The organism is Mesorhizobium sp. GW821-FHT07A06 (assembly GCF_059419085.1).
Genome location: NZ_JBWKRC010000002.1, coordinates 856,660 through 883,409, shown reverse-complemented (window position 1 = coordinate 883,409; position 26,750 = coordinate 856,660). Strand labels below are relative to the sequence as shown.

The window sequence follows — 26,750 nt, the reverse complement described above, 5'->3', positions numbered from 1 at the left end:
CGTTGCCCGGTTGCGGGCTTTCAACTCTTCCGCTTCTCCACCTCCGCCTTCCGCAGCAGGAACCGCTGGATCTTGCCGCTTGGCGTCTTCGGCAGTTCGGCGACAAAGTCGATCTCGCGCGGATAGGCGTGCGCGGAAAGCCGTTTGCGGACATGCTGGGCCAGCTCCTCGGCAAGCTCGGGGCTGCCCTGGTAGGCGGGCGCCAGGATGACGAAGGCCTTGACGATCTCGGTGCGCCGCGGATCGGGCACGCCGACCACGGCCGCCTCGTTGACGGCGGGATGTTCGATGAGCGCGCTTTCGACATCGAAGGGGCCGATGCGGTAGCCCGACGAGGTGATGACATCGTCGGCGCGGCCGATGAAGGAGACCGAGCCGTCCGGTTCGTATTCCACCGTGTCGCCGGTGCGGTAATAGCCGCCCGCCATCGCGGGTGTCTCGACCTGGTGATAGCCGTCGAACCAGCGCAGCGGCGAGTTGGCGATGTCGACAGCTAGGACGCCGGGCTGGTTGGGGCCAAGCTCGTTGCCAGCCTCGTCCAGCACCACCATGCGGTAGCCCGGCATGGCGAAGCCGGACGATCCCGCGCGAACCCTATGCGCAAGCCCGTGGTGGTTGTTGACCATCATGCCGTTCTCGGTCTGGCCGTAATGGTCGTGGATGGGGGCGGCGAGATGGGTGTCGAACCAGCGGATCACTTCCGGGTTGAGCGGCTCGCCGGCGCTGCTCACGACACGCAGGCGGCCCTTGACGCCAGCGGCGGCCTCGGGGCCTTCGGCCAGCAGCAGGCGGAAGGCGGTGGGCGAGCCGGCAAGGCTGGTCACACCGAGCCGCTCGATGATTTCGTAGGTACTCCCAGCCGTGAAGGCGCCCTCGTTGAAGGTGGTGGCGATGCCGAGCATCAGCGGGCCCGTGATGGCGTAATAGAGGCCGTAGGCCCAGCCCGGATCGGCGATGTTCCAGAAGACGTCGTCGGGGCGCAGCCCGATCGCGTCGCGCATATAGGCGCCGAAGGCGAGCAGGGCGCTGAGCGGCACCGGCACGCCCTTGGGCAGGCCCGTCGTGCCTGATGTCGACATCATCATGAACAGGTCTTCGCCCTTGCGCATGACGGGTTCGCAATCGGGGGAGGCGGCGGCAAGCGCGGCGCGGAAATCGATGTCGCCTTGGGCCAAGGCATCATCGGGGCCAAGAATGGTGGCGATCGGCGGGCTGTTCTCGATCTCGTCGAGCTTGCCGCGATTGGCCGGGTTGGTCACCACCAGCCTGGCGCCGCTGTAGCCCAGGCGATGCTCGATCGCCTTCGGCCCGAAAGCGGTGAAAAGCGGCTGGTAGACGGCGCCGATGCGCCAGGTGCCGAGGATGAGCGCCACCAGTTCGGGAATGCGCGGCAGCATGCCGGCCACGACATCGCCGGGGCCGACGCCCAGCCCCTTGAGCATATTGGCGACACGGCCCGACATATCGGCGAGGTCATCGAAGCTGAACAGCCGGAGTTCGCCACCGGCGGAGATCGCGCGCAGCGCCAGCCGGTCCTGCCCGGTATGGCGGCCGCAGCATTCGACATAGGCATTGATGCCGGTCGCCGGGTCGCCGTCGAGCCTGGCGATCTCATCCTCGATGCGAAAGCGCGAAACGGCATCCTCGTAGCGCGGCAAGCCGGCTCGTATGCTGGTCATGTCGGTCCTCCCTGGCGGCGCTCCATCTCCCCATGGCGCGCTGTCGCGGCAACAATGGCATCAGATGGCGCCGATGGGCAACGACGGAAGCCTATCTCTTTGTTTTGATGCGATTCCCAAGGGAAAACGCCAGGCGTTTTTCCCGGGAAAACCGCCACACACTTTTCCTGGCATTGCTCCTACAAGTTCGCCTCGGCGAAGATGCGGGCCGCCCAGTCGAGGAAGACGCGCAGGCGCGGCGAGAGCTGCCGGTTTTGCGGGTAGAGTGCCGAGAGCGGCGTCGGCGATGGCGGGTAGTCGGCCAGCACCTCGATGAGCGTGCCGTCGGCAAGCTCCTTCTCGAAGCGATAGCGCGGCGCCTGGATGAGGCCGAGGCCAAGCCGCGCCAGGTCGGCGGCGGTGTCGGAATTGTTGGCGGCGACGCGGCCCGGCAATCGAACCTCGCGCGTCTTGCCGCCGACGGTGAACTCGAAGGGCAGCACCTCGCCGGTGCGCGACGAAACGAAGCCCACCGCCTGGTGGCCGTCGAGCGCATCGGGGGAAGCGGGTGTGCCGTGGCGTTCGAGATAGGCGGGACTGGCGCAGGTGATCTCGCGGATCATCCCCAGCCGGCGCATGATCATGCCGCTGTCGGGCGGCTCGCCGACGCGGATGACGCAGTCGACGCCCTCGCGCACGAGATCGACCAGCCGGTCGCTCTGGCCGATCTGCAGGTCGATCCTGGCATAGCGGGCCAAAAACTCCGGCAGGCGCGGCAACAGGAAGGTGCGGGTGAGCAGCGTACTGGCGTCGATGCGCAGCAGGCCGAAGGGCTCGGCGTTGCGGAAGGCGGCCTCGGCATCCTCGATCTCGGCCAGGATGGAGAGGCAACGTTGATAGTAGGCCTCGCCATCCTGCGTGGCGTTCACCTGGCGTGTCGTGCGCTCCAGCAGCCGCGCGCCGAGATGTTCCTCGAGCCGCCGGATCGCTTCCGTCGCGGTCGAGCGCGGCAGGCCGAGATCGGCGGCGGCGGCGGTGAAGCTGCGCCGCTCCAGCACGCGGACGAAGAGCCGCATCGTGTCCAGACGATCCATGGGCTTTGTTCGCAGTTTCCGAATAGTGATGTCAAGAGGCGGCTGATTATCCGGAAGCTGGCTTGGCCTATATCCGTGTCACCAGCAATACGGAGAGACTTCCATGACAAATCCAACCAGAACCGCGATCGTGACCGGCGCTTCCAAGGGCATCGGTGCGGCGATCGCGCGGCGGCTCGCCCGCGACGGCGTCGCCGTCGTCGTCAACTATGCACGGGGCCGCGCCGAGGCCGAAGCGCTTGTCGGCGCGATCGACGCCGATGGCGGCAAGGCGGTCGCCGTGCAGGCCGACATCGCCGACCCGATCGGCATCGCAACACTTTTCGACGCCGGCGAGAAGGCCTTCGGCGGCGTCGACATCCTCGTCAACAATGCCGGCATCATGAGACTGTCGCCGATCGCGGCGACCGATGATGCGTCGTTCGACACGCAGGTCGCGATCAATCTCGGCGGCGTGTTCCGTGGCATGCGCGAAGGCGCGAAGCGGCTTCGCGACGGCGGCCGCATCGTCAATTTCTCCAGCAGCGTCGTTGGCCTCTACCAGCCGGGCTATGGCGTCTACGCCGCCACCAAGGCGGCCGTCGAAGCGATGACGCATATCCTCGCCAAGGAGCTTGGCGCGCGCCGCGTCACCGTCAACGCCGTGGCGCCCGGACCGGTCGAGACCGCGCTGTTCACGGATGGCAAGAGCGCGGCGCAGATCGAGGCCATTGGCAAGATGATCCCGCTCGGCCGGCTCGGCCAGCCCGACGACATTGCCGGCGTGGTCTCGTTCCTCGCCGGGCCGGATAGCGGCTGGGTCAACGGACAAATCATCCGCGCCAATGGCGGCGTGATCTGAGGAGGCCATGATGCAAAAGACAATCCTGATCACCGGCGCCTCCAGCGGCTTCGGCGCGATGACCGCGCGGGCGCTCGCAAAGGCCGGCCACACTGTCTATGCCTCGATGCGCGACCCCTCGGCGCGTGGCGCCGCGGTAGCCGAGATGGAAAACTTCGCTCGTGACGCGGGCGTGGCGCTGAAGACCGTCGCGCTCGACGTCACCTCGGATGCCTCGGCGCAAGCGGCGATCCGGCATATACTGGGCGAGGCCGGCCAACTTGACGTGCTGATCCACAATGCCGGGCATATGGGGTTCGGGCCGGCCGAGGCGTTCTCGCCTGAACAGCTGGCTCAGCTCTATGATGTCAATGTCGTCGGCACGCAGCGCGTCAACCGTGCGACCCTGCCGCATATGCGCTCTCTCGGCCGGGGCCAGATGATCTGGGTCGGCTCGAGCAGCACGCGCGGCGGCACGCCGCCGTTCCTGGCGCCTTACTTCGCCGCCAAGGCCGGCATGGACGCGCTGGCGCAGAGCTATGCGCTGGAACTCGCCCGCTTCGGCATCGAAACGACGATCGTGGTGCCGGGCGCCTTCACCAAGGGCACGGAGCATTTTCATCACGCGGCGGCACCCGCCGACACCGAGCGCGCCGACGCTTACTGGGCCGGTCCCTATGCCGATGTCGACCAGAAGGTGCTGAAGGGGCTGGCGTCCCTGGAGCCGGTGGATGCCGACCCGGCCGAGATCGCCCGGGCAATCGTCGACCTCGTGGCGATGCCGCACGGCAGCCGCCCGTTGCGCGTGCATATCGACCCTTCCGATGATGGCGCTGCCATCGTCAACGGCGTTGCCGACCGCGTGCGCGCGCAACTCATGGAACGGATCGGCCTTGCCGACCTGCTCCATCCCAAAGCCTGAAATCCAACCTCGAGAAGCAAGGAAACGATCATGCCATTCGCCAACATCAAGGTACCGCAGGCCGCACTCTCCAGGGCGCAGAAGGAAGACCTCATCCACCGAACCACGGCCATGTTCGTCGACTTCTTCGGCGAAGTCGCCAGACCCACCACGATGGTGCTGGTGGAAGAGGTTGCCGACGGCGGCTATGGCCGGGCCGACGAAGTGTTCGTCGTGCCCGACGCCTATCGCGCCAAGGAGTAGGCGGGAGCGCCATTGCCGCATGCGCCAGTCGTCATATGACGACTGGTCGCCGCGGACGCCAGCGTCCACTCTGTCCGCGGGGCCTGCATGTCGGTTCCCTGAAAACCGATGCCCCCTTTGGGGCGGCATGCACCAGGCGGGGGCCAGGTGGACAGCCCCGAGCTGTCCACCTGTCTCGCTTGCTCTTTGCGGCGACGCGCCAACCCCACTGCTTCGCAGCGACCCTCCCCACAAGGGGAAGGGTGAGGAGGCGCCCTGCCGGCCTCCAAGATAGCGCTCTTCCGGAAATGCGGAAAAGCTGAGCTCCATACCTCCCCTTGTGGGGAGGTATGGCCGAGGGTCCGGGTTGGGGTCAGCGCGGCGCCGCAAGCCTTGCTTGCACGCCCGGCCGAAGAGGCGATTGTCGCAACGGCCGAGAGCTTGTCGCGGCTGGGGTTGGTGGGGTCGAGAGCGGCATAGGCACAAGCCTTCCTCAGCCGCCCTTGGGCATCCCAACCCAGTCAGCCGCCACCTCGGCAAACAGCCAATCGCGGAATGCCCTGACCTTTTTCTGCCGCAGCGCGCCGTCGGGATAGACGAGGTAGTAGCTGGCCGCCGATTTCAGCGCGAGGCCGAAGGGTCGCACCAGCCGCCCTGACGCGAGGTCGGCCGAGACCAGCGCGCTGCGGCCGAGCAGCACGCCTTCGCCATGCACGGCGGCCTCGACGGCGAAGGTGGCGGAATCGAAGCGCACACCGCGTTTGGGGTCGATGCCCTCGACGCCGGCCTGTTGCAGCCATGTCGCCCAGTCGATGCGAAAGGCGTCATGGATCAGCTTGTGATGCCGGAGATCTCCGGGCTGGCGCAGCGGATGTTCGCCTTGCAGAAGTTCCGGGCTGCAGACGGGGAAGACTTCTTCGTCGGCGAGAAATTCCGCCGTCACGCCGGTATAGCCGCCCTTGCCATAGCGGATGGCGATGTCGATGCCGTCGCTGACGAAATCGGCCAGCACGCCCGAGGTCGCCAGCCGCACGTCGATCTCGGCATTGGCGCGATGGAAGCGGTGCAGCCTCGGCACCAGCCAGCGGCCGGCAAAGCCATCCGATGTGCTGACGCTCAGGATGCGCGTCGAGCGGTCGGGCGTGGCGGCGATGGTGGCGGCGGCGATCTGGTCGAGCGCCTTGCCGACTTCCAAGGCGTAGGCAGCACCCACGGCGGTCAGGCGCACCGATCGCGTCCCCCGGTCGAAAAGCTGGATGCCCAGCCTATCCTCGATGTTGCGGATGGCACGGCTGATTGCGCCATGGGTGAGGTTGAGTTCCTCCGCCGCCCTGGAGAAACTCAAATGCCGCGCGGCCGCGTCGAAGGCGGGCAGAGCGGTCAGGGGTGGCAGTCGACGCGGCATGATCTCAACCTGTGAGCATTGCTCACAAATCCTGCACAAAGAGTCGTTTGTCGTCCAGCCTGAAAATAGCGGATATTCAGCGTGCACCGCGCATCCATATCGGACTTTTCCGGTTCATCGATGCGCTGAAGACCAGACATTGATGTGAGCGATCATCATGCTCGCCCATTGGGCGGCACGGGCACGCTTGCGTCTAGCGAACACAGGAGACGAAAAATGAGTCCGACCCTTGGATATATCGGCGCCGCGATGAGCGGCCTCGCCATGCGAAGCACGGCAGCGTTCGAGCGCCGGCGCACGCTGCGCCGGCTTTCCCGACTTTCCGACCGCCGCTTGCGGGACATCGGCTTCGAGCGCGACTGGGACGGCTCTGTCCTTGGTAATGGAATTCCGGGCAATGGGAGGGGGATATGACCAGCACCCTGATCATCGGCGCGACGGGACTTCTCGGCAGCGAGATGGCGAAGGCCAGCGCGCGCAATGGCGACAGCCTGCATGTCCTGGTCCGGGCAGCCACTTCAGCCAACGAAGCGCGGATGCGCCCGCTCAAGGAATTGGGCGCCACGGTGCATGTCGGCGATCTCGACGACTATGACAGCCTCGTGCGCGCCGTCGGCAAGGCGGATCGCGTCATCAGCTCGGTGCATGTCGGTTCGGCCAGCGAGATGACGCTGGTGCGCGCCGTGAAAGATGTCGGCGTCTCCCGTTTCGTGCCATCCGCCGGCTTCGGCCTCGACTTTGCCGCCGCCGCACCCGGCACGATCGCACCGCTTGACATCAAGAGGGCCGTGTTCGACGCGGTCAGGGAGGCCGACCTGCCCTATACGGTGATCTACACCAACGGTTTCTTCTCGACCTGGGTGGCGACGCTGGGCGACCTGACGCGCTTCGGATCGACACCGCTGCCGCCGGACGAGGTGACGCTCTATGGCGACGGCCATGTGCCGGCGACCTTTGTCAGCGAGAAGGATATCGCCGCCGTCACCATGCGCGCGCTGGAGGATCCCAATGCTGTCCGCCGCGAAATCCGCATCGCGCGGAACAGGATCACGCAGGGCGCGATGATTGACCTGTGGCGCCGGGTGAGCGGCCGCGCGCCGCGCATCGTGAACATGAGCGCTGACGAACTGGAGGCGATGATCGCGGTGGCGCCAGGGCTTGGATTGCTGCGGGCGTTCTGGATCCGCGGTGAGACCGCGCTTGAGACGGGCACTCCGGAGGCGGGGGCGCTTTATCCGGAACTGAGGTTCGAGACGATTGAGAGTGCTTTTGTGGGGATGGCTGGCAGGGGTGGGGGCACTGGGTGAGCCGGCTGCGCGGCAAGGGTCGGCGGATCTCGGTGCATGACAATGGATGCTGCCACGGTGGTTGACCGCGCGGGCCATCCGGCCGATAGGTCCGCGCGAAAAGCCGAGACCTGCAATGACTGACCTCAAAGACGCAACCCGCGCCCTCGACGCCGCCTGGCAGGACGATGTCCGCCAGGGCGTGCGCCATGTTCGCGATCTCGACCGCCTGCCGCTGTCGCCCGCCGAGCGTCAAGCCGCGCAGGAGGCCGCCAGCCGGCACAAGGTGCGTGCGCCGAAAGCCTATCTCGACCTGATCGACTGGAACGACCCGGCCGACCCGATCCGCGCGCAGGTCATCCCGTCGCCCGGCGAACTGGTGGAAACGGAGGGCGAGCTTGGCGATCCGATCGCCGACCATGATTTCAGCCCGGTGCCCAGGCTGACGCATCGCCATGCCGACCGGGTGCTGTTGTTCCCAACCTATCAGTGCGCGGTCTATTGCCGCTTCTGCTTCCGCAAGGAATCGCTGACCTCGATCGGCCGCGGCTACACGCGCGAGGCGCTGGAGCCGGCGCTGGCCTATATCGCCGAGCATCCCGAAATCCGCGAGGTGATCCTGACCGGCGGCGATCCGCTGTCGCTGCCGGACAAGGCGCTGGCCGAAATCTTCGCGCGCATCGAGGCCATTCCTCATGTGCGGCTCTTGCGCATCCACACACGCGTGCCGGTGGTGCTGCCGACACGCGTCACATCAGGCCTGGTCGAAGCGCTGCAGGGCCGGCTGATGGTCACCGTCGTCACCCATTTCAACCATGCCCGCGAGATAACCGACGCCGCCGAGGCGGCCTGCCGGACGATGCGGCAAGCCGGCTTCGTGCTGCTCAACCAGAGTGTTCTGCTGAAAGGCGTCAACGATAGCGTCGAGGTGCTGGAAGAGCTCTGCCGTGAACTGATGTATCGGCTCGGGGTAAAACCCTATTACCTGCACCATGGCGATCTCGCGCGCGGCATGGCCCACCGCCGCACCACGATCGCCGAGGGCCAGGCGCTGGTGGAAGCGCTGAGGGCGCGGCTGTCGGGTATCTGCAATCCCGTCTACGTGCTCGACCTGCCGGAAGGCGGCGGCAAGGTGCCGCTCGGGCCGTGCTCCATCGAGGCGCGGGACGGGGAGAGCTGGCGGATACGCGGGCTGGATGGGCAGGTGAGGGATTATCGCGAGATTCTGGCCGAATAGACGATGCGTTATTCCCCGATAAACGCCAGTACGACCACGCGCGGGGCGATGCAGTAGACGAGGTTGGCCCTGCGGCCGGTCGTTGTCGTCGCGCGGCCTGTGTTCAGGTCGACGGTGATATCCTCGTAGCCCAGCACCTGGTGGTCCAGCGGATAGACGGCCTTGTAGACCGCTTCCTTGGCGGCAAAGAGGATGCGGCCGGCAAGATGCTGGTCGGCTGTATCCATCCGGTCCGCGCCGGTTGCAACGAGCGCGAAAACGTCATCGGGCAAGGGCAGCGCGGGCTCGACGTCGATACCGAGCGAGCTCATATCGGCAATGCGCGCGACCGCCGCCACGGCCATGTCGTCGTCATGAGCGAGCGAACCAATTGTCCCGTGGGGCCAGACCGGAGCACCTGATGGCGCGCGCGGGATGGCGATGTTCTTGATGCCGATGTCGGCCAGCAGGCGGTGCGCGATCCAGCGGGCCGCACCGCTGGCACGTCGCATGGCCGGCTGGCGGGCGGGGATGGAACGCGCCTCCTCGGGCAAAAGATGGGTCTCGTCGCCTTCGCGTATGAGCCGGCATCCGGTGCGGACCCCATGCGGGGCGATGGCGGCCAGCGCCTGCGCCAGGGAGGTTTCCTCGGGCAGATCCGGAGGCGAAGGATTCGCGGCGGGCGTCATCGATCGCCCGTCGATGCCGGCAGGGCGAGGTCGGCGATCATTTCGCCATCCTCGTCGAGCCCTTCTTCGACGAAACCGGCGGCACGGTAGAGCTGGCGTGCCGCTTCATTCTCCGGCTCGTAGCAGATGGAGACGTGCCTGATGTGACCGAGCCCGCCGATTTCGCGCAGCACCTCGCGCAGCGCGGCCTTGCCGTAGCCCTTGCCCTGGCTGGCGCGGTCGATCATGAACCGATAGATGCGCGCCTCGTCGTCATCGCTTGGCGCCTCGTACATCAGGAACCCGACAACACGATCCCGGGCCATGATCGCGCGCGGCCGCGCGTCATGATCGGATCTGGCTTCGCGCAGCGAGGCCGCGTTGCCCGCGACGAAATCCATCTGGTCGGGGGCCAGCCGCAGTGCTGCCACCAGGGCGCGATTGGCCGGGGTAAGCGGCGCGATCCGGATGTCGGGCGTGCTTCCGGATCGCTCTGTCACGTGACCTCCGATGCTCTCGGGATCGTCAGGATGACGCCGTGGAGCCGTCATCCATGATCGGCTCGACGAAACGATGCAGCTTGGCCGGGTTGCCGCGCCAGATCGAGTTGGGCTCCAGCACTTCGCCTTTCATCACGAAGGAGTCGGCATCGACCATCGATCCCTTGCCCATGACGACGCCGTAGTGGACAAAGGCGGAGGGTCCGAGCGTGCAACCGTCACCGATGCGGATGAAGTCCGACTTGAACGCGCCTTCTTCCAGCGAATGGGCCTGGATGACGCAGCCCTCGTTGAGCGTGACGTCATCGCCGATCTCGACCAGCGAACGCTCGGTCAGGTTGCTGCCGCCGTCATAGACCCGCTTGCCGACCTTGACGCCCAGCATGCGCAGGATCACCGGCCGGAACGGCGTGCCGGCGAACAGGCGCACGATCGGTGTATCGGCAAGCTTCCAATGGCGTTCGTGGCGCCAGAAGTCGACATCGTAGATCGTCGTCATCCGCGGCTTCAGCCGGCCAAAGCCAAGGCTTGCCCGCTCCACAAGAATGTAGAACGGAATGGTGATCGCCGAGGTCAGGATCACGGCGACGAAGAGGGCGACCTCGTTCCATTCGGTGTAGTAGTTCAGCGCGCGGTCCCAGATCGCCAGCGTGGCGAACAGCATGACCCATTGGGTGGCAATGAACAGAAGGATCGTCACCAGGTTGTGGCGGTTCTTGAACGGGATGCGCTGGCGCCGGTCGGCCTCGTCGACGCCGGCGATGAGTTCCTTGTCGCGGTTCACCATGCGCGGGATTTCAAAGGCAGGCGAACCCAGGAGCCCGACATTCTCGCGCACCGGGCCATCGATGGGGATCATCACCTTGGTGCCGAGCAGGACGTTGTCGCCCGTGCGGCCATCCGGCGGATAGTAGATGTTGTTGCCGAGATAATTGCGCTCGCCAATGCGTGTCGGCTCCAGCCGGAACGCCGAGGCGGATTTGTGCACATTGATCATGAACAGCCCGTCGGACACCATGGTCTCGGTGCCGATCTCGCACAGAAGCGGGTTTTCGTGCTGCTGGTTGGAGCCGAAATTGGAGCCGGTCTGCACCACCTTGTTGAGGTTCCAGCCGATGGCGCTCATATAGTGGACGATGGCCGAGCTGTCGCCGAACAGCAGCCCCAGCACCCGCGAGTTGCTCGAGAATTCCGAGACGGTCTGCAGCCAGTAGCGGAAGCCATAGAGCGTATAGGTGCGGCCCGGCTTCAGGATCAGGCTGAAAACGCGCGGCACCACCGTGGCGGCGAGAAAGGCCACGGCGATATAGCCGAACAGCGTGACCGTGGTGCCGATCGCGACAAGGCCGATCGTCTCCTGATAGTCGTCGCCGACATATTCCCAATAGCTGTGGAACAGGAGCGGCAGCGGGGTGATGACCGCGAACAGCAGCACCAGCTGGACGGCTTCATAGAGGAAACGCCGGACCTCGTAAGGGTTCGCGTTGCGCACCTTGCAATAGTCCGCCGTGGTCGGCACGGCCGGCGATCCGTGCCAGTGCTCGCCGTCGGGAATGCTTTGCCCGCTCTGCAGCGAGGACGAATGGCCGAGCTGGCCGCCGTCGCCGATCGAGGTGTCGATGTCGAGCGTGGAGCCGACGCCGACGAAGGCGTCGCGACCGATGGTCAGCGGCCCGGTGTGGATATAGCCGGACTGGGCGCGATAGCCGAGGATCATCGATTCCTTGCGCAGGATGGTGTTGGCGCCGATCGAAATCAGGTCCGTGCAGACCGGCACGGATTTGGATTCGATGACGGCGTTGTGGCCGAGCTTGGTGCCGAGAAGCCGGAGATAGATGCTGTAGAGCGGGCTGCCGCGGAACAGCACGACGGGCGCAGTGCGGATCAGCGTCTTGACGACCCAGAAGCGATAGTAGCGCAGGCCCCAGATGGGAAATGCCTCGGCCTTCCAGCGGCCGACAAGCAGCCATTTCGCGGCAACGGCAAAGCCCGACATGCCGAAGAACACGCCGGCGGAGAGCGCCACGCACCTGATGTAAAGCTGCAGCGGCTCGTCGAGCGCGTCATAGACCCAGTCGAGGCCGTGGTCGAGGACCCACAGCGCGACATAGCTGTAGACAAGGTAGAACGAAAGCTGGCCCGCTCCGCAGGTCCAGTAGACAAGGTTCGAGGCCCGGCGGGTGAGGACGGGCTCGAAGGTGGCCGTCGTCATCTCCTCCGCCATGGCGAGGTGCTTGGCCAGGCGCGCAACCGTCGGATAGAGATAGATGTCGCGCATGGACGTCGTCGCCCATTCCTTGCGGGTGCGAACGCGGGCGCAGAAATGAGCCATCAGCAGCGAGTTCGCGCCGAGATCGTCGAAGAAATTGTCCTCGACCGAGACCGCGTCGAATTTCAACACGGCGGCCAGCGCGTCGGCCAGGAAGCGCTCGTCGTCATTGCCGGGCGCGACCATCTCACGGTCGGCGGAAAGCCGGACGCTGGTCGGCTTCGGCAACTGGCGAAGATCCACCTTGTTGGAGACGGTCATCGGGATAGCCGGCAGTTCCTCCAGATAGGAGGGCACCATGTAGTCCGGCAGGCGCCGCTTCATCGTCTGGGCGAGATCGGCGCGCGAGATCGCCGATGCTCCGGCCTTGGGCGCGTAATAGGCGACGAGCTCGACACGGCCGGGCTCGATCTCCCAGGTGGTGACGGCGGCCTGCGCGATGGCAGGCTGGTCCAGCAGCACCGCCTCGATCTCGCCGAGCTCGATGCGATAGCCGCGGATCTTCACCTGGGTGTCGATGCGCCCGTTATACTCGATCTCGCCATCGGCGTTGATCCGGCCAAGGTCGCCCGTGCGGTAGATGCGCTTCGACGGGTTGTTCGGCAGGCCGATGAAGTCGGGGATGAATTTCTGTTCGGTGAGGTCTTGCCGGTTGAGATAGCCGACCGCGAGCCCGATGCCGGCGATGCCGATCTCGCCCAGTTCGCCAGGCTCGGCCAGTTCCGGCAGCGAAGGATCGAGAATGACGATGGAATAGGTGGGCAGCGGCGCGCCGATGGTGACGGGCTTGTCCGGCGTCAGCGCGCCCATGGTCGCGGTGACGGTCGCCTCTGTCGGGCCGTAGGTGTTGAGGATCTGCCGCCCGGGCTTCGACCAGCGCACCACCAGATTGTGCGGGCAGGCCTCGCCGCCGACCAGGAGCGTGCGCAGGCTGGGCACGTCGCTGGCCATGGACGACAGCAGGGTCGGGCTGCAGGCCATGCAGGTGATGTCGTGATGCCGCAGGAAATCGGCGAGTTCCTCGCCGACGAGCGGCATCTGGCCGGGCGCGGGCACCACCGTCGCACCGGCGACGAACGGCACCCAGATCTCCTCGGAGGAAAAGTCGAAGGCGATGGTCATGCCCTGGTAGACGCGGTCGCCCGGCCGGTAGCCATAGGATGCGGCGGCTACCCGGATGAAGTTGACGAAGCTCTGGTGCCGGACGGCCACGCCCTTCGGCCTGCCTGTCGTGCCCGAGGTGTAGAGGATGTAGCAGATGTCTTCGACCGCGACGGAGGCCGGCGCCCTGTGCAGCTTCAGCGGCGCGTCGGACTGTCTGGAGATCTCGGCGGCGGCGCTGTCGATCAGCACGTGGGGAACCGGCAACTGGTCGGCGCGCGACGCATAGGTGGCGATGGTGACGATCAGGCTGACACTGGCGTCGTCGATGATCAGCGCCATGCGCTCTTGCGGAAAGGCGGTGGCCAGCGGCACGAAGGCGGCACCCGCCTTCACCACCGCGAGCACCGCGACATAGGTCTCCGCCGACCGGTCGAGGATAAGCCCGATCCGGTCGCCCGGCCGAACGCCGCGCTTGACGAGCAGGCGGGCGAACTGGTTGGCGCGCTTGTCGAGCTCCTGATACGTCCAGACACGTCCCTCGGAGATCACCGCCGGCAAGGCTGCGAATGTCTCGGCGAGCTCCTCGAAGACCGCGTCCAGCCGCTCATCGGGCCGGCCTGCCCGGGCGAAGTCCGCGCCGGTCAGAACCTGGCCGTGCGTGGCCGCGGACCGCTGGGCACTTCTTATGAGCGCATCGAAGCTCGCGACGCCGGCTTCGGGCGCTCCGTCCGGTCTTGCCGTGTCCCTGTCGAGTGCGGCGATATCGACACCGTGATCCATTTCCAAACTCTCTCGTCCTGGCCGCGCATCGCCCGGCTGTTCATACCGCCGTTCGATCCGGCATTTTCGGCTGTGCCGCCGCTGCGATTTGGCCCTTGTTGGTGGCGGACCCGAAGCTTCCGAAAAGGAATCCCGGCAGTCCCCCGCGGGATGGTTATGGCATCCGATCTTTTCGCCAGTTTTTCCGAAGTGTTGAAACTTGTTTCTGAATTGTGTCTGAGCGAGATATTGCGGGCTGGAGGAGCCGGCCTCGGCTGCCATGCAAGGCCGGTGTTGTCGCGGCCCGCCATCCATGCCTATGCTGGGTGGTTCGCGGCTTTCAGGATCGTGGCGGATGGCAGCGGGAGGCAACGGTCAGGACGTGGTGCCGGGGAGGGCTCCCGTGGGACGCGGGGTGCCGCGTTCGGTGCTGGACACGGCGGGCCTGGCGCCCAGGGACGCGGTCGCGCTGTGGCGGGAGAACATGGGTTTCTTCTATGACGTTCGCCTGCGCAATGGCGGCGACGACCGGTTCCATGTCCATGCCGAAGCGTTTCATTTCGGCGAAATCGCACTCAGTTCGTACCGATGCGTCGCGCAGACCTTCGACCGTTCGCGCGCCCGCATCGGCCGCGACGGTCTCGACCAGATCACCGTGCAGGTCTGCCTGCGGGGCAGCCACGGCCGGCGCGACGGCGGGCCGGATGAAAAGGCCTGCCCGGGCGACCTGATCGTCTCCGACCTGGCGCAGGCCCAGTCGACGGGGACATCCGGCATCGACAGCCTCAACCTGACCATGCCGCGCCGCCTGCTGGCGCCGCTCCTGAAGGCGCCGGACGAGCACAATCTGCGCGTCATCCCGGGCAATGCCCCTTTGACGGCACTGTTGCGGGGCCATCTCCTCGGCCTCTACGCGGCAGCGCCGGCCATGAGCGGCGAGGATGCCGAGGCGGTGACCAGGCCGACGCTGGATCTTGCCGCGGCGGCCATCAATTCGGCCGTGGCGGAGGAAAACGCCGCTTCGGTGCAACTGGCGCTGGCCGGCGAAATCCGCCGCCACATCGACAGGCATGTCGGCAGCCGCGACCTCACGGCCGCGACGATAGCCGCGCTGTTCGGCATTTCGACGCGCAAGCTCTATTACCTGTTCGAGCCGTATGGCGGCCTTTCCCGATACATCCAGGAGGAAAGGCTGCGCCGCTGCCGCGCCGAGCTCGTCGATCCCGCCCGCCAGCACGAAGCCATCGGCGAGATCGCCGACCGCCACGGCTTCGGCCACCGCAAGAGTTTTGTCCGTGCCTTCCGGCGTTGCTTCGACATGACGCCACGCGAGATGCGGGCGCTCGCCGCGCAGGGGCGCGGCCTGCCAGCCGGGCATGGCGCGGACCGCACCCTATGGCGCTGGATCCGCGACCTCCGCTAGGAGCCTCGCCGGCCGGCAATCCGATGCCGGTTTTTGCACCCACGGCCACATTCCTTGCGCCTGCCGCCACATTTGCGCGGCGCGTTCACTCAGGCCTTGAATTCCCGCCGCCGCCCGCACGAAAACCAACCGGAAGAACGGGGGCGGAAGCAGGTGGCCAGCCAGGACAATGTCATCGTCCTGTCCACGGACGAGATCGCGGATCGCGAGCGCGAAGCGGCGGTGCGCGAATTCTACGGCCGCATCTGCATGCGGCTGGACCTTGCTCCGCTCGATCGCGGCGCGCTGCATCTGAACGCCTCCACCCTTTTGCTGCCAGGGGTGAGCGTGGCCGAGGGCAAGGTCTCGCCGATGGCCTGGGAACGCACGGCGGCCTTGCGGCAGGACGCCAATGACGATCTCGTCGTGTCCTGGATCGCGGGTGGCTGGGGCTTCGACACGCCAGGCCAGGGAACCGTGGAGACGCCGGCCGGCGCACCCTGCATCATGCCGATGGACGGACGCTGGCGCGCCAGGGCGCCAGGCGGGGGCTGGACCATCTGCGCCCGCTTCGACAGGTCGACGCTCGAGCCGCTGGTGCGCCATGTCGGCGATCTCAGGCCCGACGCGATCAACCCCGGCACGCCGGAGGCGCGGCTCCTCCTGGCCTATGTCACGGCGGTGGCGCGCGGCGGGATGAGCGCCGGGCTTGCGCCGCTGGCCGCCCAGCACATTGCCGATCTGTTCGCCGCGGCGGTCGGAACCAGCCGCGAGGTGGGTGAGTTGATCGCCGGGCGCGGCGTCCGCGCCGCGCGCATCGAGGCCATCAAGCGCTATATCGAGGAGAATATGCACAAGGCGCGGCTGTCGGCGGAGATGGCGGGAAGGGGCCTTGGGCTCAGCCCGCGCTACATCAGGCGTCTCTTCGCGGAGGAAGGGCACAGCTTTTCCGACTATGTCATGCAAAGGCGGCTGGAGCGGATCCACCGGCAACTCGCCAGCCCGCTTTTCGCCGCAAGGCCGATCGCCGATCTCGCCTTCGAGGCGGGGCTGGTCGAGCCATCGACCTTCTACCGGCAGTTCCGGTCGCGCTATCGCATGACGCCTTCCGAGGTGCGCGCCGGCCTGGCGCAGTGAGGCGCCTGTTCCGACAGTGCCATCCACCTGTGCCGTCCCTGCGATACGCCGAGGCTCCCGCATCCGCATAGTCGCACCGTGGACGCGGTGCCGGAGGCACGCGCGGGAACGGAGGCTGGGCGGCCGGGCCTCCGCGACATCGGGAAAACTGGCCACAGGAGGCAACAATGCGTGCGGCGAAAAGGTGGATTCTCGGCATCTCGGTTTTCTGCGCCCTTCTTCCAACCGAGGTCTTCGCGGCCTACAAATGCATGAACCCGGCGATCTGCAGGGCTGTCTGCGGCAGCGAGACATGCGGCAAGATCAGCGCGAGCAATCGCGACATGAAGGCGCTGGACCTCGGCGCGTCCGGACAACTCGCCGCCTCCAGCGGCGGCGCTTCATCCGGCACCAGTTCCAGGAAGACCTACACCTGCTCCAACGAGGCGATCTGCATCGCGGTCTGCGGCAAGAAGACCTGTCCGTAAGCGGCGCTGATCCGGCGCATCTCCAAAGGCGTCGGCGCGCTGCGCCGGCGCCTTTGTGCGTCCATGCGATGCACCTGGCGGAAAGCGCCTGGCTTGGCCGCGCGCCTTGAAATCCTCCCTTTCAAAAAAATCTCGCCGCCCCCGGGAATAAAGCACCGCCCCGCCGGGTCTTCACTGCAGCGGGGCCAATACGGCCCGCGACCCGAAGAAACGAAACAAGGATTTCTGGAAATGACCAAGCTCGCTCTCAGCGTGGCCGCGATGTTGCTTGCCGCGAGTGCCGCCTTTGCCGGCAGCGATCATTTCGAAGGCGGCAACCAGCCTTCCGTCGACACCGCTGTCACGGCCTCGATCTCCGACACGGCACCCCGGAACGGCGCCGATGCACAGCTCAGGACCGAACAGGACCAGACCTCGGTTCAGGACATCGTCGCCCGGCACGATCGCGACAGCCTCTGGGGCCGATAGGCGCTGGCCTTCAACCCGTGCCTCAACAAACAGGTATCATCGACATGAAAAACCTCGCTCTTACCGCCGCGGCCATTCTGGTGGCCACCACCAGCGCCTTTGCCGGCAGCGACCATTTCAACGCCGACACGGCAAACCAGCCGCTTGCCGCCGTCGACAGCAACGCCACCGCCTCGGTCCCCTACAAGGCGCGCCAGAACAAGGTCGACACCAAGGTGACGACCGGTCCCAGCCAGGCCGCTTCCCAGACTGATGCGGGCGAATTCGTCGGCCCGCCTGTGCCGGGCAACTGAGTTCAGGGTCGGGGCCCCCTCCTCGAGGTCCCGACCCGGTCCGCACTCAGGACGGAGGGCCATGTGGCGTGGCCCTCCGTCACCCCCGGAGTTTCTCGCCTTCCGACTTTGCCGCCACCGCAACCCACAGGAGACCACCATGTTCAGCATGACACGCCGCACAGTGCTTCAATCCGCCGCCGCCGCCGCCGCCTTCGGTCTTGCCGGCAAGCTCGAGTTCACGCGTCCCGCTTTCGCGGAACTGCTGGTCGAGCCGACCATCGGCTTCTACAAATACACGGTCGGCGATATCGAGGTGACCGCCATCTATGACGGCATCTGGAAGAAGCCGCACGACCCGGCCTTCATCAAGGATGTCTCGGTCGACGAGACCAAGGCGGCGCTTGCCAAGGCGGGGCTGACCACCGACTTCATGCCCATCCCGCTCACCGTCGTCGTGCTCAAGATGGGCGGCAAGCTGATCATGATGGATGCCGGCTCGGGCGTCGGCCAGTGGCAGGCCAATGCCACGCATCTGCCGGCCAACATGGCCGCCGCCGGCATCGACTACAAGGCGATCGACACCATCATGATCTCGCATTTCCACCCCGACCATGTCTGGGGCCTGATGGAGAAGGGCACCAACACGCCGGTGTTCCCCAATGCCGAGCTGATCGTCAACGCGACCGAGTACAATTGGTGGACCGATCCGAGCCGGCTGGCCAAGCTGCCCGAGGGCCGCAAGCCGGCGGGCAAGCGCATCGCCGAAAACTTCCCGAAATGGAAGAACTGGAAGCTGGTCCAGGACGGCGCGGAAGTGGCGCCCGGCATCCAGATCATCGCAGCACCCGGCCACACGCCCGGACATTCCGTCTATCTCGCCAATTCCGGCAAGGAGCAGCTGATGATCTCGGCCGACACCATGTATGTGCCGGCCCTTCTGGCGCCGCATCCGGAATGGCAAGGCAGCTACGACCAGGATGGGCCCACCGCCATCACCACGCGCCACAAGATCATCGACCGGGTGATCGCGGACAACATCCGCATTTCCGGTTCGCACTTCCCGTTCCCCGGCACCGGCGTCTTCGTCAAGGACGGCAGCGCCTACGGCTTCACACCCGTTCAGATTTGAACGGGCAACCCAAACCAAGCGAGAAAGACAATGAAACAATCCTATCTGGGCAAGCACGCCCTCTACGGCCTGCTCGGCGCCATTGCCGTGCTGACCGTGGTTCCCGTCGCGACCATCATGCCGGCCTATGCGGTCGACGACATCGAGGGCGCCGACGCGCCCGACCTGACCGCCGTCCAGGCCAAGATCGCCGCCAAGGACTACAAGGGCGCGCTGGCCGATCTGCGCGACCTCGCGCAGGACAACCAGCAGGCCGACGTCTACAATCTGCTCGGCTTCACGCTGCGCAAGACTGGCGACACCGCCACCGCGCTCACCTATTACAACAAGGCGCTGGAGCTGAAGCCCGACCACAAGGCCGCCCGCGAATATCTGGGCGAGCTCTATGTCGAGACCGGCGACATGGCCAAGGCCAAGGAGCAGCTGGCCTCGCTGCAGAAACTCTGCCCCGCCGGCTGCGACGAGCTTTCCGACCTGCAAAAGGCCATCGACACCAAGGTGACGCAGTAAGACCGCGACCCATTTCCTTTCCCTCCGCGGGGGCGGGGGAAAGGTGGCCGCGATGCGGCCGGAGTGGGGGACCGGGACTGACCGCTCCAGTCCCCCACCACCAGTTCGGGCGCTCGTGGCTGGCGCCCCTTGCCGGAGCCGGCGCCTCTCCCTCGAGTCGGCTCCGGCCTTTTCGAACATCACATCCGGCAGGCGCCGTTTTCGCGCGTCCCGCGGCGGGCGGCGCCCACCTGTTACCAAATTGGCCCGTGCCCAAAAATTGGAGGCTGACCATGACACCCAATGACATCGCCGCGAAGCTCACCGGCCTCGCCACGAAATACCACATCAGGGACGTGACCCTGCTTGCCGGCCGCCTGCTCATGTCCTTCATCTTCCTGCATGAGGGCGTGACACTGGCCACCCATTTCGACGGCGCCGCCAAGGCGATGGCCGCGCAAGGCGTCGGGCTGCCGCTGTTCGCCGCCACCATCGCGCTGCAGCTGGGGGCAGGGCTCTCGGTGGCGACAGGCCTGCTGACGCGGCTGGGCGGCATCGGGCTCGGCCTGTTCTGCCTGTCCACGGCCTTGCTGTTCCACGTCAACTTCGCCAACCAGAACGAACTGTTGCATTTCGAAAAGGACCTGGCCATATCGGGCGGCATGTTCGTGCTGGCCGCCGTCGGCGCCGGCACGCTCTCGCTGGACTGGCTGCTGGCCCGCTATCTGGAAAAGCGCCGGCGCGACAAGGAAATGGTCAACGCATTGCTGGCCGTGGAGAACCAGTTCTCCCTGGAGGTGCGGTTGCCGGTTTGAGGCACGCGGGGCCGCATTCCACGCAAAATTCCACTCAGGCGGCGGGTTTTACCACGCCGCCTACCACGCCCGCACAAACACCAGGCCCTTATTGAAGCGGCCAACAGCGCAACAACGAACCGACACGGTCGTGCGCTGACAGCCGGACATCGCAAGAACGCCGTGAGGGTGGCGGTTGCCCGGTTTCGCCTGAGGAGCAGCAAACACGGTCCCATGAAACGCGGGCGGGCGGCGCGTCGGGGCCAGATGTCAACTTCAAGAAGATGGAAAACTGAAATGAAGAAGATCGTATTGACCATTGCCTCACTGCTGTTTGCCTCCGGCATGGCCTTTGCCGGCAGCGACCACTTCGGCTCGGACTTCGTCCCCGCCGCCGGCGGCTATCCGGCCACCCATGCGATGATGCCCGGCGCCAAGGCGGTCGACCCACGCGTCACCCACAGCATCACCGACAGCGCGGCGTCGGGACAGCCGCGCCTCGACATGCCGGCCGATTCCGGCCAGGGCATCTGGGGCCACTGACACCAAGGCCGTCCACGACGGCCGGCATCCAGGCGGCGGGCTTGCCCCGCCGCCTGGATCATTTTGCGCCCGGCTCCGCCCGGCGCCTCGCTTCATCCGGCAATTCCACCTGGGCCAGCGATCACGCAGAATTTTTGGATCATTCGCGCAGGCGCGGCGTTCTTCCCGAACACCAAGGGAGAACGACGATGAGCGACGACCGCAACGACAAGATCCGAGACCGCGCCTACGCCATCTGGCAACGCGAAGGCGGCGCCCATGGCGACCACGAGCGGCACTGGCACCAGGCCGAAATGGAGATCGACAGGGAAGCCGCCCTGCCGCTGACAGCCGACGACGCGCTGCCGCAAACCCGCGAAATCGCCAGCACCGACGTGCTGGAGGTCGAGCAACTCGCCATGCGCACCGGCCTGTCGGGCGACGAGGCGCAGGACCTGATCGACCGCCTTGGCACCGACCGCGCCGCGATCGAGCAGGCCGCGCGCGGCCTGAAGGCGAGGCGCAAATCCTGATCGATCCTAGCGAGGGAGAGCGAGATGATCCGCAAACTCAAGGACGGCAAATACCGGCTTTATTCCCGCAAGAAGGACGAGAAGACCGGGAAACGGCGCAACCTGGGGACGTTCGAGACGCGGAAAGCGGCGGAGAAGCATGAGAAGGAGGTGCAGTATTTTAAGCGGCACTGAGGGGGAACGCTTGGAAGCTACGTTGCATTACTTCGAATTCTCGTGCGTAGAACCAAGACCCTTATCAAAGCTCCACTGCGCTCCAATCGTTAGGTGCATGAAGGCGAAGCTTGGTATCTTTCCACCCTGCAAAGTCATGAGTGGGACCTGTAAAACAGCGACCCCGGATATGGCAACAAAGCAATCGGACGTGTCTAAGCAGCAAAGACGTGTGTCAAGCGTTGGAAGTGTGCGCCCTCCAAGCCTACGAATGAAGCGCCAGTCATGATGAGTTGCGCTCCACCGTACTCCTCATTCTTTAGGAGGTCGATAAATGGCTGAACGATAAAGTTCTCTTTGTCCTCCACCGCTTCACCTGAAAACTCGCCTGGTACGTCGATGATGGCAAAGCCAGGATAGTGACAACCAACTTTTGAGCTCAAGGTTAATAAGCCATAGTGGTAGGCCATTAAAAAGTAGAGCGTGTCAGTCCCTCCAAGGGCTGCATTCCATTTCCTCTTACCGATCTTCATTTTGAAGTCCGATTTAGAGACGTCGATAGTGACAGGGCTGTGTCGCCAGACATCTGGGTGTAGGCGATTGATCGCATTGACGTACTCATTCATACCGTCTTCCAGTAGTGCTGCCGCAGCATCGAAGTCGGTTGCTCTCCCCATCTCGTCGACCCGGTCCTGAAGAGGCGCGATTTGTTTCTCAAGCTCGTCGATGCGAGTGGCTATATCGGTGCCAACCGCAAGCGCAGCTGCAATTCTGCTAATTTGTCGCTCGCGCTCGTTCGCCTGCCCTAGTGCCATATCAACGGCGCTAACTTCCTCTTGCACCAAGGAGGCAATTGCCTGCCGAGCCGGTGCCAACTCACTCTCAATCGCACGGAGATTTTCCTCCGCATCCGAAATCTCGCCGGTCAATTTTTTGGCTTCCTGCTGAAGTACCCGAAATAGCTCGTCGACTTCTTTAAGCTCTCCTGCAAGGCGATCCCTCTCAAATCGCAGCCGAACCGCGCCGAGTTCCTCCATCATCGGTTCATCCGGCAGGTGTTGATGGCAAAGGAAGCAACGGTCCGCCGTGATCTTTGCTGCTGCGATGGCTTGATCGCAAGCAGGGCAGTGTGTGATCCTAAGGTCAGCTAGAATTGTTCCAGCATCTTCGGCCCGCGTGAGCCGCTCCAGCTCATCGGCAAGATCGGCCCGGTATCGACGGAGTTCCTCGGCACGTTCTGATGTTGCTGTCAATTTACGGCGATTGTCCTCAAGCCTGGACAACGTATCGGCACGCTTCTCACCCAACTGAACGACACGTCCTCTATTCGCAGGTGAGATCGCACGTTCGCGAGCTTTAAATAGAAGATCGTTGCGACGTTTCCGCAGATCTTCGACTTCGCTCGCCAATCGGTCTTGAGCCGCTTTGACGGTCCCGGTGGTGACACTGACCGTTAGACCTGGTTCGGAGAGTACTTCGCGGGCAAGTTCTTCCAACGTTTGATCGTACTGGTCCCGTCGGGCCTTCAGCCTATCGACTTCCATCTTGAGTTTGACTAGCTGGCCGTATTCATCGGTGTAGATGCGCTCCGCCAAGCCAAGAAACTGCAATAGACATGCGTGCTGCTCCCCGTCGGGCTGCTGATCCGCAATCCCGCTCCAGAAGCGTTGCTGACGGTAAATGTGGCGCAACAACATTCGAAAGCTTAGTTCAGGCCAAGTCTGACCTGACATGGGATTGCCTTTTGGAAAGCTTAGCAATGGAATGCCAAGTTTCATCATAAGCCAGTGCTGAAACTCACGAGCAGGCATGCCCTCGTCGTTGACAAAGATCTTGGTCTTTGCACCAGGTTCGCGCCACCGTCGCTCGATCCGCACCGTTTCATCACCAATGAGGATTTGAGCAGCAGCGGTGTCGTATTTTTCGCCTAACCCGGCTTCCTCTACACCTTCAAAAGGATTGTCACCGGGATCGCCTAGAAGGAAATCTAGCGTCTGCAACCATTTGGTTTTGCCCGTGTTTGGCCGGCCTATCATGAGATTGACGCCAGGCATGAAGGTGAGGTCTTCGACGTTGCCGTTTGAATGGCGCCGCTCCAAACTGGAGATTGTGAGCCAAGGGAAATTCATCGGCCTATCCTCTCCCCCATGGGGCGCTGCGCGACTTCTTCATCGAATAGCCGATAGATCAGATCTTTTAGGAACGTTCCGCTCTTGCTGCCAAACGTCTTCTTCACCTGTCGCATCCGTTCTACGAGATGAGCATACGAGGAAAGGGCTGCGAGCGCCTTGGCGCGTTCGCGCCCTATGTCGGTAAGCGCAATGCGGTAGGAATTTCCTTCCTTTGATACCGAAATCAACCGTTTGGCTTCAAGGTGGGCGAGCACATGGTAATACCTCTTATCCCAAGGCCCGTAGTGATGTCGTACCATAGCAGATTCAACGCTGTTGTCGGTGTCCGCTTTAAGCTTCGTCTGATCGTTTTCGGCTGAGGTGATCGCAGCTCGTGCTGCTTCGAAGAAATCAGGATAGCGTGCGAAGAAATCAAGCTTGGCCATCTTCGTAAGGCCGTCGATTCTGCCTGAAATCCCGCAGATATGCGCCAAAAGCATTAGCCGCGCCGCATGAAATTCAACGATTTCATCGGCGGATAGGGGAAGACCGACAGACTTAATCCCGATACGATTGAGTGACCTCATCATGTTGGCCTCGCAAATCTCAGGAGGCAACGATCCGCTATGTCGTACATACAGCCTTTCAGAAAGGCTGATCGATCTGCAACATCTGCGCCGCGTTCCGCGTTCACCGCATCCATGCGTTCCAGACAAAGCGCGTGGAATTCGGCTCCGCTAAGATCGAGTTGTCCGGCAACAAATCGGGATCGCAACGACATGACTTCTGATTGTACGCGACGCTGTAAATGTTCCGCTTCGTCTGGCTCCAAGTATCGAGAAGTTCGCGAGACAGCGGCATAGCCGCGCCGCATTTCGACGGCGAGGCCAACAAGCTCTTTGGGCAACGCGGCATCTTCCATTTTGGCCGCGAGCTTTCCTCCCGCCGCTGCGCCACTAATAACCTCTTGAGTACGCTGCTCCCACCAAGCACGGATTGTCGCGCGGTTAATGATCTTTTTGTCGCGATCTGGAACCCATTTAGCATCGCCCGCTGCTTTAGCGAGCGCACGAAGCTCTTGCAGTAGTGCTTCCGCAGGTTCGGGCAGAAGTGGGTGCCCCTCTTTGCTACTGAGGCGAAGCAAGCGTAGAACATTGTCCCTACGAACCGCTTCCTCGCTGTGGCGTTGATCCCAGAAGCAGTTATCCAGCCAATATCTGGAGCCATTTCCTTTCGGCGAAGCAATTTCTGGAAAACGCCTCTCCAAGTCGGCACGTAACGCCTTCATCCCATCCGTATCAGGACTACGGCCCGGCGTACCGCAGGCGTATGTCAGGGCTTCAAGGCCGGTCACGACGGGCCTCAACGTCACGAGCCGAAACGTCGAAGCTTCTGCATGCTTGTCTCGTCCCAGCGACGTTTCGAAAATCGACGTACCGGCCTTCCCACCCTTTCTCTGGCTGATGTCAGCAACCGACCAGAGCTTGTCCTGCTCGCTTGCTTTGACCTGGACGAACTCGGCCAAGAGTGGTGCCGATGATTCCTGCTGGCGGACAAGAATTACATCATCATGCGTTTCGCAGTGTACCTTTACCAGTGTCGGCGTTTCGAGCATTTCTATGAGGAAGCTTACGGCTATCTCGTCTTGGTAGTTGAAACCGGTTCGGGCAATCGGTCCGCCTTCCTCATTCGGCGCGGCGTCTTCAATCGACGGCCAAGCTGATTCTACTGGAATATCTAAGGTGATCTCGCTCATTATTTTGACCGACGCAAAAAGTATGCGACCACATACACAAGACTATATATTCTGCTTCCCACTGCCACTTCTACTATGCTGGCCACGCCAAGGCTGCGGATGCTCAGAAGCGAGATCGGCAACAGCCGGAACTTGATTATTTCTTCGGCGCGCCACACCGCCCCTTGAGCACCGCGATCTCAGCCTCGTGATCGCCTCCCGACATCGACGCCACCGGCACGCCAATCAGGAACACCCCCAGCGCGTCACCGGTCGCAGCCTTATTCTGCTGATTGGATATGACGGCTAGGCGCTCTCTGTCGGCCTGTGTGCAGGGGCCGGAATTTGGAATTCCCGAAATCCTATCCGGCGGCGTGGCGCAGCCTGCTAGGCCGGCCAACACCGATATTGTCAAAACAGCACGTTTCACTATTCCCCCCAACTTTCAATAAACCCACCCGTCGACAACATTACGTGGTGCATGAATTTGCACAAGTATTGGGCGGCGCGTTACACACGACTATTTTTGACAACAGGCGCTGGCCATTCGTCGCACTTATGGTTTTTATGGAGTGGCTTGATTGCCGAATACGCAGCCGGCTGGCCCGCTGCAAGGTCGGTGGGCTATCAGGAACCTTAATTCCGACGGTCCACCACCACCCCCTTCGTTAACCATTCGTTAACCATTCTCTCGCTAGCGTTTACCTCTCAGTAAGGATTCGCCAGCCGTGACCTTTGCCGCTCCCCTCGAGGCCAAATCCATTCGCTTTCGTGCCCGTTCTTTCGTCGCTTTCACATTGACCCCGGAAGCGCCCATGGCGGAGTGGCTGCAGGGGCTGGATCACTGGATTGGCAATTCGCCGGGCTATTTTGCCGGGCGGCCGGTGCTGCTGGACCTGAACGTCTTGAAGCCGCAGCCGAGCGAGATCGCGGCTCTGGTGGCGGAGCTTGGGACGCGGGGCATCCGCATCTATGCCATCGAGCTCGAAGGGGCCTCGCTCGGGCCCGACCTGCCGCCTTTGCTGGTCGGCGCCAAGGAGGCGACGACGGATGGGCTGCTGCCTGGCCGCAAGGGTGCCGACAAAGCGAGGGCGGAGGTTTCCGACAAGGCCGAGCCGCCTGAAGGCGGCGCCGGCAAGGGCAGGGCGGAGAACGGCAAGGCCGACAGCGGCAGGAGTGGCGAGGGCAAGGCTGGCGCAAGCAAGGCGGGCGAGAGCGAGCCGCAGGTTTCGCACTATGATTCGGGCACGCTGATGATCAAGGCGCCGATCCGGTCCGGCCAGGCGATCATGCATCCGCATGGCGATGTCATCGTGCTCGGCTCGGTCGCGTCCGGTTCGGAGATCGTCGCCGCCGGCTCGATCCATGTCTACGGCACGCTGCGCGGGCGCGCTTCGGCGGGCGCGCTGGGCAACACGAGCGCGCGCATCTTCTGCCGCCGCAACGAGGCCGAGCTTCTGTCCGTCGACGGCTGGTACATCACCGCCGAGGAGATGGAAGGGGTTTCGCGCGGCAAGCCGGTGCAGGCCTTCCTCGACGGCGACAAGCTGCGCGTCGAGACACTGAGCTGACTGGTCCGCAAGGCTGCCGAGATGGCAAGCCGGCGGGCCGA

Annotated in this window: 27 protein-coding genes; 18 read left to right on the top strand and 9 right to left on the bottom strand. The window is 64.1% G+C overall.

Annotation, left to right across the window (positions count from 1 at the left end):
- Nucleotides 1-20 precede the first annotated feature (20 nt).
- Together AC07SZ_RS09745 and AC07SZ_RS09740 are read right to left on the bottom strand one after the other, a co-directional pair.
- The gene (locus AC07SZ_RS09745) at nucleotides 21-1,679 is read right to left on the bottom strand and encodes an acyl-CoA synthetase (RefSeq protein ID WP_494914067.1); all 1,659 of its coding nucleotides are present in this window, start codon (nucleotides 1,677-1,679) and stop codon (nucleotides 21-23) included.
- Between the two features lie 179 nt (nucleotides 1,680-1,858).
- Nucleotides 1,859-2,752 carry a LysR family transcriptional regulator gene (locus AC07SZ_RS09740; RefSeq protein WP_065005302.1) on the bottom strand — a complete coding sequence of 298 codons (894 nt, stop codon included), beginning with the start codon at nucleotides 2,750-2,752 and terminating at the stop codon, nucleotides 1,859-1,861.
- Nucleotides 2,753-2,855: 103 nt separating this feature from the next.
- Here AC07SZ_RS09740 and AC07SZ_RS09735 point away from each other — a divergent pair, with 103 nt between their 5' ends.
- Genes AC07SZ_RS09735 through AC07SZ_RS09725 form a run of 3 tightly spaced genes read left to right on the top strand, consistent with a single transcriptional unit; the run spans nucleotide 2,856 to nucleotide 4,737 of the window.
- A complete protein-coding gene (locus AC07SZ_RS09735) occupies nucleotides 2,856-3,593 on the top strand; it encodes an SDR family oxidoreductase (RefSeq protein ID WP_494914066.1) in 738 nt (245 codons plus the stop codon).
- Between the two features lie 7 nt (nucleotides 3,594-3,600).
- The gene (locus AC07SZ_RS09730) at nucleotides 3,601-4,494 is read left to right on the top strand and encodes an SDR family oxidoreductase (RefSeq protein WP_494914065.1); all 894 of its coding nucleotides are present in this window, start codon (nucleotides 3,601-3,603) and stop codon (nucleotides 4,492-4,494) included.
- 30 nt (nucleotides 4,495-4,524) lie between these two features.
- Entirely contained in the window at nucleotides 4,525-4,737 is a 213-nt protein-coding gene (locus AC07SZ_RS09725; RefSeq protein ID WP_065005305.1) for a tautomerase family protein, read from the top strand.
- 472 nt (nucleotides 4,738-5,209) lie between these two features.
- Here AC07SZ_RS09725 and gcvA read toward each other — a convergent pair whose 3' ends face one another.
- Nucleotides 5,210-6,121 (bottom strand): transcriptional regulator GcvA, encoded by a 912-nt coding sequence (gene gcvA, locus AC07SZ_RS09720; RefSeq protein ID WP_056571208.1) that lies wholly within the window; start codon nucleotides 6,119-6,121, stop codon nucleotides 5,210-5,212.
- 216 nt (nucleotides 6,122-6,337) lie between these two features.
- Here gcvA and AC07SZ_RS09715 point away from each other — a divergent pair, with 216 nt between their 5' ends.
- The 3 genes from AC07SZ_RS09715 to AC07SZ_RS09705 all read left to right on the top strand — a co-directional run bounded on the left by AC07SZ_RS09715 (nucleotide 6,338) and on the right by AC07SZ_RS09705 (nucleotide 8,644).
- Nucleotides 6,338-6,535 (top strand): YjiS-like domain-containing protein, encoded by a 198-nt coding sequence (locus AC07SZ_RS09715; protein ID WP_081294865.1) that lies wholly within the window; start codon nucleotides 6,338-6,340, stop codon nucleotides 6,533-6,535.
- A complete protein-coding gene (locus AC07SZ_RS09710; protein ID WP_172372906.1) occupies nucleotides 6,532-7,428 on the top strand; it encodes an NmrA family NAD(P)-binding protein in 897 nt (298 codons plus the stop codon). The genes AC07SZ_RS09715 and AC07SZ_RS09710 overlap by 4 nt, the downstream gene beginning before the upstream one ends.
- Nucleotides 7,429-7,543: 115 nt before the next feature.
- Nucleotides 7,544-8,644 carry a KamA family radical SAM protein gene (locus AC07SZ_RS09705; RefSeq protein WP_494914064.1) on the top strand — a complete coding sequence of 367 codons (1,101 nt, stop codon included), beginning with the start codon at nucleotides 7,544-7,546 and terminating at the stop codon, nucleotides 8,642-8,644.
- Nucleotides 8,645-8,652: 8 nt separating this feature from the next.
- Here AC07SZ_RS09705 and AC07SZ_RS09700 read toward each other — a convergent pair whose 3' ends face one another.
- From AC07SZ_RS09700 to AC07SZ_RS09690, 3 genes are read right to left on the bottom strand one after another with little or no spacing between them, the layout of a single operon-like run.
- Complete coding sequence (locus AC07SZ_RS09700) at nucleotides 8,653-9,312, bottom strand: 4'-phosphopantetheinyl transferase family protein (protein WP_494914063.1); 660 nt, start codon at nucleotides 9,310-9,312, stop codon at nucleotides 8,653-8,655.
- On the bottom strand, nucleotides 9,309-9,791 hold the full coding sequence (locus AC07SZ_RS09695; protein WP_494914062.1) for a GNAT family N-acetyltransferase: 483 nt from the start codon (nucleotides 9,789-9,791) through the stop codon (nucleotides 9,309-9,311). The genes AC07SZ_RS09700 and AC07SZ_RS09695 overlap by 4 nt, the downstream gene beginning before the upstream one ends.
- 25 nt (nucleotides 9,792-9,816) lie before the next feature.
- Nucleotides 9,817-13,944 (bottom strand): Pls/PosA family non-ribosomal peptide synthetase, encoded by a 4,128-nt coding sequence (locus AC07SZ_RS09690; RefSeq protein ID WP_494914061.1) that lies wholly within the window; start codon nucleotides 13,942-13,944, stop codon nucleotides 9,817-9,819.
- A 334-nt stretch (nucleotides 13,945-14,278) separates the two neighbouring features.
- On the opposite strand from AC07SZ_RS09690, the gene AC07SZ_RS09685 reads away from it, so the two are divergent.
- From AC07SZ_RS09685 to AC07SZ_RS09635, 11 genes are all read left to right on the top strand, one after another.
- Entirely contained in the window at nucleotides 14,279-15,346 is a 1,068-nt protein-coding gene (locus AC07SZ_RS09685; protein ID WP_172372914.1) for a helix-turn-helix domain-containing protein, read from the top strand.
- 153 nt (nucleotides 15,347-15,499) lie between these two features.
- Nucleotides 15,500-16,462, top strand: a complete 963-nt coding sequence (locus tag AC07SZ_RS09680; protein WP_172372916.1) for an AraC family transcriptional regulator — start codon at nucleotides 15,500-15,502, stop codon at nucleotides 16,460-16,462.
- A 167-nt stretch (nucleotides 16,463-16,629) separates the two neighbouring features.
- A complete protein-coding gene (locus tag AC07SZ_RS09675; RefSeq protein WP_056571224.1) occupies nucleotides 16,630-16,929 on the top strand; it encodes a hypothetical protein in 300 nt (99 codons plus the stop codon).
- Between the two features lie 231 nt (nucleotides 16,930-17,160).
- A complete protein-coding gene (locus tag AC07SZ_RS09670) occupies nucleotides 17,161-17,397 on the top strand; it encodes a DUF680 domain-containing protein (RefSeq protein ID WP_494914060.1) in 237 nt (78 codons plus the stop codon).
- A 44-nt stretch (nucleotides 17,398-17,441) separates the two neighbouring features.
- On the top strand, nucleotides 17,442-17,690 hold the full coding sequence (locus AC07SZ_RS09665) for a DUF680 domain-containing protein (RefSeq protein ID WP_494914059.1): 249 nt from the start codon (nucleotides 17,442-17,444) through the stop codon (nucleotides 17,688-17,690).
- Nucleotides 17,691-17,829: 139 nt separating this feature from the next.
- On the top strand, nucleotides 17,830-18,801 hold the full coding sequence (locus AC07SZ_RS09660; RefSeq protein ID WP_056571230.1) for an MBL fold metallo-hydrolase: 972 nt from the start codon (nucleotides 17,830-17,832) through the stop codon (nucleotides 18,799-18,801).
- A gap of 30 nt (nucleotides 18,802-18,831) precedes the next feature.
- Entirely contained in the window at nucleotides 18,832-19,311 is a 480-nt protein-coding gene (locus AC07SZ_RS09655) for a tetratricopeptide repeat protein (protein WP_056571232.1), read from the top strand.
- A 272-nt stretch (nucleotides 19,312-19,583) separates the two neighbouring features.
- On the top strand, nucleotides 19,584-20,105 hold the full coding sequence (locus tag AC07SZ_RS09650; RefSeq protein WP_494914058.1) for a DoxX family protein: 522 nt from the start codon (nucleotides 19,584-19,586) through the stop codon (nucleotides 20,103-20,105).
- 276 nt (nucleotides 20,106-20,381) lie between these two features.
- A complete protein-coding gene (locus AC07SZ_RS09645) occupies nucleotides 20,382-20,627 on the top strand; it encodes a hypothetical protein (protein ID WP_494914057.1) in 246 nt (81 codons plus the stop codon).
- Between the two features lie 188 nt (nucleotides 20,628-20,815).
- A complete protein-coding gene (locus AC07SZ_RS09640; protein ID WP_494914056.1) occupies nucleotides 20,816-21,139 on the top strand; it encodes a DUF2934 domain-containing protein in 324 nt (107 codons plus the stop codon).
- 24 nt (nucleotides 21,140-21,163) lie between these two features.
- The gene (locus AC07SZ_RS09635) at nucleotides 21,164-21,313 is read left to right on the top strand and encodes a hypothetical protein (RefSeq protein WP_494914055.1); all 150 of its coding nucleotides are present in this window, start codon (nucleotides 21,164-21,166) and stop codon (nucleotides 21,311-21,313) included.
- 194 nt (nucleotides 21,314-21,507) lie between these two features.
- On the opposite strand, the gene AC07SZ_RS09630 is transcribed toward AC07SZ_RS09635, so the two are convergent.
- From AC07SZ_RS09630 to AC07SZ_RS09620, 3 genes are read right to left on the bottom strand one after another with little or no spacing between them, the layout of a single operon-like run.
- Entirely contained in the window at nucleotides 21,508-23,421 is a 1,914-nt protein-coding gene (locus AC07SZ_RS09630) for a hypothetical protein (protein WP_494914054.1), read from the bottom strand.
- Nucleotides 23,418-23,993 carry a hypothetical protein gene (locus tag AC07SZ_RS09625; RefSeq protein WP_494914053.1) on the bottom strand — a complete coding sequence of 192 codons (576 nt, stop codon included), beginning with the start codon at nucleotides 23,991-23,993 and terminating at the stop codon, nucleotides 23,418-23,420. The genes AC07SZ_RS09630 and AC07SZ_RS09625 overlap by 4 nt, the downstream gene beginning before the upstream one ends.
- On the bottom strand, nucleotides 23,990-25,159 hold the full coding sequence (locus tag AC07SZ_RS09620; protein ID WP_494914052.1) for a dsDNA nuclease domain-containing protein: 1,170 nt from the start codon (nucleotides 25,157-25,159) through the stop codon (nucleotides 23,990-23,992). Before AC07SZ_RS09620 ends, AC07SZ_RS09625 begins: the two co-directional genes overlap by 4 nt.
- Nucleotides 25,160-25,866: 707 nt before the next feature.
- Between AC07SZ_RS09620 and minC the strand changes: the two genes are divergently transcribed.
- The gene (gene minC / locus AC07SZ_RS09615) at nucleotides 25,867-26,709 is read left to right on the top strand and encodes a septum site-determining protein MinC (protein WP_494914051.1); all 843 of its coding nucleotides are present in this window, start codon (nucleotides 25,867-25,869) and stop codon (nucleotides 26,707-26,709) included.
- Nucleotides 26,710-26,750 lie beyond the last annotated feature (41 nt).